At 75.4% G+C, this 6,103-nt stretch carries 4 protein-coding genes; 1 reads left to right on the top strand and 3 read right to left on the bottom strand.

What is annotated here, in order from left to right; all coding sequences use genetic code 11:
* The 3 genes from M1L60_RS41675 to M1L60_RS48120 all read right to left on the bottom strand — a co-directional run.
* Positions 1-2,037 (bottom strand): ATP-binding protein (locus tag M1L60_RS41675; protein ID WP_253243119.1); only part of this gene is annotated, 2,037 nt, incomplete at its 3' end.
* A 61-nt stretch (positions 2,038-2,098) separates the two neighbouring features.
* Entirely contained in the window at positions 2,099-2,236 is a 138-nt protein-coding gene (locus M1L60_RS41670; protein WP_253243118.1) for a hypothetical protein, read from the bottom strand.
* Entirely contained in the window at positions 2,233-3,717 is a 1,485-nt protein-coding gene (locus M1L60_RS48120) for a diguanylate cyclase domain-containing protein (protein WP_253243117.1), read from the bottom strand. The genes M1L60_RS41670 and M1L60_RS48120 overlap by 4 nt, the downstream gene beginning before the upstream one ends.
* A 99-nt stretch (positions 3,718-3,816) precedes the next feature.
* Between M1L60_RS48120 and M1L60_RS41660 the strand changes: the two genes are divergently transcribed.
* The gene (locus tag M1L60_RS41660; protein ID WP_253243116.1) at positions 3,817-6,087 is read left to right on the top strand and encodes a putative bifunctional diguanylate cyclase/phosphodiesterase; all 2,271 of its coding nucleotides are present in this window, start codon (positions 3,817-3,819) and stop codon (positions 6,085-6,087) included.
* Positions 6,088-6,103 lie beyond the last annotated feature (16 nt).

The raw sequence follows: 6,103 nt of genomic DNA, 5'->3' as shown, positions 1-6,103 counted from the left end.
GGCCCGGGCCGCCGTCACCGCGTACGGGATGGCCTCTCGCGCCGTCGCCGGGCCGGCCGCCGCCGCGGCGTGCCGGGCCAGCGTGGCCGCGTCCGCCTGCCCGTCGAGCGCGGTCAGGGCCCGGGTGTGCAGCCGGGCCCGGCGCAGCAGCGGGGTGTCCTCGTAGAGCGTGTCGCGCACCAGCGCGTGGGTGAACCGCACCTGGCCCGGCGCGGGCTCGTCGAGCAGCCCGGCCAGCACCGCCGCCTCGAGCAGGTCGAGCAGGTCGTCGGGGTCGCGCCCGGCCACCGCGGCCAGCGTGTCCAGGTCGGCCTCGCGCCCGAGCACGGCCACCTGGCGCAGCGTGGTGGCCACGGCGTCGGGCAGGCGGGCGATCCGGCGCCGCAGCACCTCGCGGACGCCGGCCGGGATGCCCGACCCGGCCGCGCCCGCGCCCTCGGCCGCGATCAGCCGGGCCAGCTCGCGCACGAACAGCGGGTTGCCGTTGGTGCGCTCGGCCACCAGGGCCAGCAGCTCCGGACCGGCCTCGGCCAGCCCGTGCCGGCGGGCCAGCTCGGCCACCGCGGCCGGGGCCAGGCCGCGCAGCACCAGGTGGGCCGCGGTCGACCCGAGCAGCGCGGCCACCGTCGCGTCGAGCTCGTCGCCGCGGTCGGTCGTGCGATAGGTGACCAGCACCAGCAGGGGGCGCGTGGCCTGCTGCGCGACCACCTGCCGCAGCAGTTGCAGGGTCAGGTCGTCGGCCCGGTGCACGTCGTCGAGCAGCACGGCCGTCGGCCCGGTGTCGAGCCCGCCGGCGATCCGGCGCCCCAGCTCGAACGGGTTGGGTGAGGCGGCCACGAGGGCGGGCTTCTCGAACGGGCTGGGTGGGGCCGCGGCGGGGGCGGGCTTCTCGAACAGGTGGGCCGAGGCCGCGGCGGCCCGGGCGGGCCCCTCGGCCGGGTGGGGCGGGCCGGTTGCCGCCGGATCGGATCCGTTCAGGGCCTCGGTCCAGGCCCAGCCGGGCGGAGCGCCGGCCACCTCGGGGCAGCGGCCCCGGCGGGTGACCCAGCCCGCCCCGGCCAACGTGACCAGGGCGGCCTCGGCCAGGGTGGTCTTGCCGGCGCCGGCCTCGCCCCCGATCATCACGACCCGGGCGCCGTGCTGGGCGGCCTCGTCGGCGGCGGCGGCGATGGTGGCGAGCTCGGCTTCGCGACCGGAGGCGACCGGCGCGGCGATCATCGGGGCGCCCGGCACGGGGACGCCCAGCGCGGGGGCGCCCAGCACCGGGGCGGCGGCCGCCGGTGGCGGGTCGAGCGCGGGGGCCTGGGCCAGGATGGCCGATTCGAGCGCGCGCAGCACCGGGCCGGGGTCGACGCCCAGCTCGTCGGCCAGGTGGTCGCGGGTGCGGCGCAGCACGGCCAGGGCGTCCCCCTGGCGGCCGCAGCGATAGAGGGCGAGCGCGAGCAGCCGGACGGCGGCCTCGCGGCCCGGGTTGTCGTGCCGGTGGCGTTCGAGTTCGGCCACCACCACGGCCGAGCGGCCGAGCGCCAGTTGCGCCTCGGCCCGGGACTCGACGGCCAGCAGGCGCAGCTCGGTCAGGCGGGCCACTTCGGGCCCGGCCCACGGCTCGGCCGCCATCTCGGCGTACGCGTCGCCCTGCCAGCAGTCGAGGGCCTCGGTCAGCAGCCGCAGTTGCTCAGCCGGCGCGGCCGTGGCGGCCGTGCGCACCAGGGCGTCGAAGTGCCAGGCGTCGACCGCCTCCGGCGGCAGGCGCAGCGCGTACCCGGGTGGGGCGCTGACCAGGACGGTGGCCGGGGTGCGGGGGGCCCGGCCCGGTTCGAGCGCGCGGCGCAGATGCGAGATGTGCACCTGCAGGGTGGCCAGCGCCTTGGCCGGCAGCGTGTCGCCCCACAGGTCGTCGACGAGCCGGTCGGCCGACACGACCTCGCCGGCCGCGACAGCGAGACGTGCGAGCACAGCGCGCTGCCGCGGCCCACCGAGATCGGCCGTCACGCCCCGGACGGTGGCGCGCAACGGACCCAGCACGGAGAGGAACACTGCCCGTAAGTTACTCCGAAGATCGTCGCGCGCAGCCCCTCCGAAAGGCTGATTATGCGGTTCAGGGAGTGCGGCTGACCCGCTCGTACGTGTCGGTCGAGACGTCGTCGTGGGCCTGCCGGACCGCGCCCATCCCGCCGCGGCCGAGCGCCCGGCCCAGCCGGTACCGGCCCGCGACGAGCCGCGCGTCGTGTGTCACATCGAGAAACTTAGCGGTTTCGCGCTCTTCCTTTCCGCCTTGGTCCGGTACATGGCCGCGTCGGCCTCGCGCAGCAGGTGGGTGGCGTCGGCGGGCGAGCCGGTGGCCCGGCCGACGCTGGCGCCGACGGTCACCTCGGCCGTGCCCGGCAGCATGATCGGCCGTTCCAGCGCGGCCACGAGCCCGTCGGCCGGGGCCGGGCCGGGCAGCAGGACGGCGAACTCGTCGCCCCCCAGGCGTACGGCCAGCCCGTCCGGCGGGGTCCACGCGGCCAGTCGCTCGGCCACGGCCACCAGCACCTGGTCGCCGGCGTGGTGGCCGTACGAGTCGTTGACCGGCTTGAACCCGTCGAGGTCGATCAGCAGCAGGCCGACCTCGGCGCCGGCCGGCAGCTCACCCAGCCGCTGCTCGAACAGGCTGCGGTTGGCCAGCCCGGTCAGGGCGTCGTGGGTGGCCCGGTGGTGCAGCTCGTCGTGCAGCTCGTGCACCTCGGCCATCCGGGAGTCGAGCTCGGACAGCAGCCGCTCGTTGTCGGTGAACGCCGCCGTCTGCCGGGACAGGACCAGGCCGGTGATCGTCACCGCGCCCACCGCGACGCCCCAGATCCGCAGGTCGCCGCTGTGCCCGAGCAGGGCCGCGAGCAGCAGCAGCTGCACGGCCACGACGGCCGCGTAGGGCAGGCGGCTCGAGCGGCGGCGGGCCGGCGCGGCCGGGCGGGTGGCGGCGCGGCGCATGTGCAGCGACTGCAGCCGCATGCTGACCGGCATGAGCAGGCACGGCAGCAGCTGCGAGACGTAGATGACGCCCGGGTCGTCGTTGCCGGTCACCAGCGTCACGGTGGAGGCGGCGACCGCGGTGCCGGCCACCCCGAGGGCGGCCACGAGGCCGGGGATGCGGGCGAACGGCGCGGTGCCGCCCAGCATCAGCTTGAGCAGCCCGACCGTGATCAGCAGCATGACGGCCGAGGTGGCCGCGGCGCCGGCCAGGTCGGTCCGGTTGCCGTGGGTGACGACCCCGGCCAGCAGGAAGTACCAGAGGAAGACGGCCACGCCGGCCAGCACGGTCGCCGCGTCCAGCCACAGTCGCAGCCGCTGCCGCCCGGTGCCGCCCAACGGGTGGAACACCATCGCGACGACCACGATCAGCATGCCGAGCACGACGAGGCCGGTCTGGACCACGTGCGGCTGGTGCCCGGCCGCCTGGTCGAACAGGGTGAGCACGGTCTGGAAGCCGTCGCCGAGCGTGCAGCACACCCCGGTGGCGAGAACGGCCAGCCAGAAGCGCCGGGCATGCCGGTGACCCGTGTTCAGCCGGGCCAGCCGCCAGGCGCCGACGGCGATGGTGACGTCGAGGGCGGTCTGCACCGCCCACGAGACGGTGGCCCCGCCCGGGCCGGTGAGGAACCACCCGACCAGGGCCAGGCTGAACAGGGACAGCCCGGCCAGCACGGGGTCGGGGGTCAGCCTGCGCCGTAGTTCCACGGTCCTGGAGATCGGCAGCCGGCCGGTCCAGGTGAGTTCTCTTCAACCTTCAAACAACTTTGCCTTGACGGCCGGGGTCGCGTGCCGATGAGAGCGGGCATGATTCGGAAGCGGAACGCCCTCGCGCTCGCCGGGGTGGCCCTCGTGCTGCTCGACGCCGTCTGGCTGGTGGCCGGGCTCGGGCATGAATGGGCTCACCCCGTGCTCGGATGGCTTCCGTTGCCGGTGATCAGCGGCCTGGCCGCGCTCGCGTCCCTGCGGGTCGTGCGCTCGGAGCGGTTCGACCCGGCCACCCGGCGGTTCTGGCGCAGCCTGACCGTCGCCGGCCTGCTGTTCGGGGCGGCCACGGTCGCCAACGCCGTCGACGCGGTCGGCGGCCCGCAGCCGTCGCAGCGGATCGGCCCGGTCGCCATGGCCCTGTACCTGGCGGTCATGGGTGTGGTCATCTTCGCCCTGCTGCGGCTGCCGTCCTGGCAGCGCACCCACGGCGATCGGGTCCGGTTCGCCCTCGACTCGTGCGTGGTGCTGGTGGCCGGGGCCGCCTTCGTCTGGCAGTTCTCGATCCGCGGCAACCAGGAGTGGGTCGAGCAATCCGGCTCGACCGGCGCGGTGCTGGTGATCGTCGCGGTCGGCCTGGTCGCGGTGGTCACGTTCCTCAAGGTCGCCTTTGCCGGCGCGGGCTGGATCGACCGCCGGTCGCTGCACCTGCTGGCGGCGGGCGGGGCACTCAGTGTCGTCTTCGGCGGCCTGTCGCCGTTCCTCGGCGACCGTCCCTACCTGTCGTCGAGCTTCGCCGCCGTGCCGATCGGCGCGCTCGGCATGATCCTGGCCGCGAACCAGCAGCTGCACGGGGACGGAGCCATCCGTAAGCCCCGCCCGCGGCGGCGGCTGAGCGTCCTTCCGTACGTCGCGGTCGTCGCCCTGGACGGGCTGCTGCTCTCGACCGGCGGCGGTGACCCGGCCGTGCGCATCAGCGCCGCCCTGCTCACGGTGCTCGTCATGGCCCGTCAGGTGTACGCGTTGCGCGAGAACCGCCGCCTGCTGAGCACCGTCGACGCCAACCTGTCCCAGCTGCGCGACTACCAGGACCAGCTGTCCCACCAGGCCACCCACGACCCGCTGACCGGGGTCGGCAACCGGGCCCTGTTCGAGCAGACGGCCGAGCTGCTGGTCGCGACCCGGGCCCGCCTGCACGTGGCCCTGCTCGACATGGACGACTTCAAGAACGTCAACGACCGGCACGGCCACCACGCCGGCGACTCGCTGCTGGTGCTGGTCAGCCGTCGTCTGCGCGCGGTCACCGGCCCCCAGGGCATCGTCGTGCGGCTCGGCGGCGACGAGTTCGCGATCCTGCTGCGCGACCTCGACCCGGTGCACGTCGAGGAGATCCTGGGCCGGATGGTGACCGCGCTGCGCGAGCCGACCGGCGCCCCCGGCCGCAGCTCGGCCAGCATCGGCGTCACCACCGCCCGCCCCGGTGACACCCCGGTCGACCTGCTGCGACGGGCCGACGTGGCCATGTACGCGGCCAAGGCGGCCGGCGGCGACCGATGGCAGTGGTTCGACGCGGCCCTCGACGACCAGGCCGGGGAAGCGGCCCGGCTCACCGACGACCTGGCCCAGGCCCTGCTGCGCGACGAGCTGTTCCTGCTCTACCAGCCGATCGTCGAGCTGCCGAGCGGGCGCCGGACCGGGGTCGAGGTGCTGCTGCGCTGGCGCCACCCTGAACTCGGGCTGGTGGCGCCGGACGTGTTCGTGCCGCTGGCCGAGCGCAGCGGAGTGATCGTCGAGATCGGACGCTGGGTGCTCGAGAACGCCTGCCGGCAGGCCGCGGTGTGGCAGCACCGGCACGGGGAGCGGGCCCCGGGCAAGGTCAGCATCAACGTCTCGGCCCGTCAGCTCGCCGAGCCGGGGTTCGTGGCCGAGGTCGAGGACATTCTCTCCCGTACGGGCGTCGACCGCACCCGCCTGCTGCTGGAGGTCACCGAGACGGCCGTGCTCGAGGCCGGCGCCGCGCTCGAGGCCGTGCGCGAGCTGCGCGAGCGGGGCCTGCGCGTGGCCCTGGACGACTTCGGCACCGGCCAGAGCTCGCTGTCGCTGCTGCTGACCGTGCCGGTCGACGTGCTCAAGGTCGACAAGTCGTTCGTCAGCGGGGCCGCCGCCGACCAGGCCGGGGCGGTCATCGTCGAGCACCTGATCGGCTTCACCAACGGCCTGCGGATGGAGGCCGTGGCCGAGGGCGTCGAGACCGAGGACCAGGCCCGCCGCCTGCACGCGGCCGGCTACTCGCTGGCCCAGGGCTACCTGTTCGGCCGCCCCGTCCCGGCCGCCGAGATCGAGGCCGCCCTGCTCGACCCGGCCGCGGCCTAAGTCAACGGGGACGGGT

The sequence above is a fragment of the Paractinoplanes aksuensis genome (genome assembly GCF_024137025.1).
Lineage (GTDB): Bacteria > Actinomycetota > Actinomycetes > Mycobacteriales > Micromonosporaceae > Actinoplanes > Actinoplanes aksuensis.
Note: the sequence above shows the minus strand (reverse complement) of the source record. Positions and strands in the feature narration are given on the sequence as shown.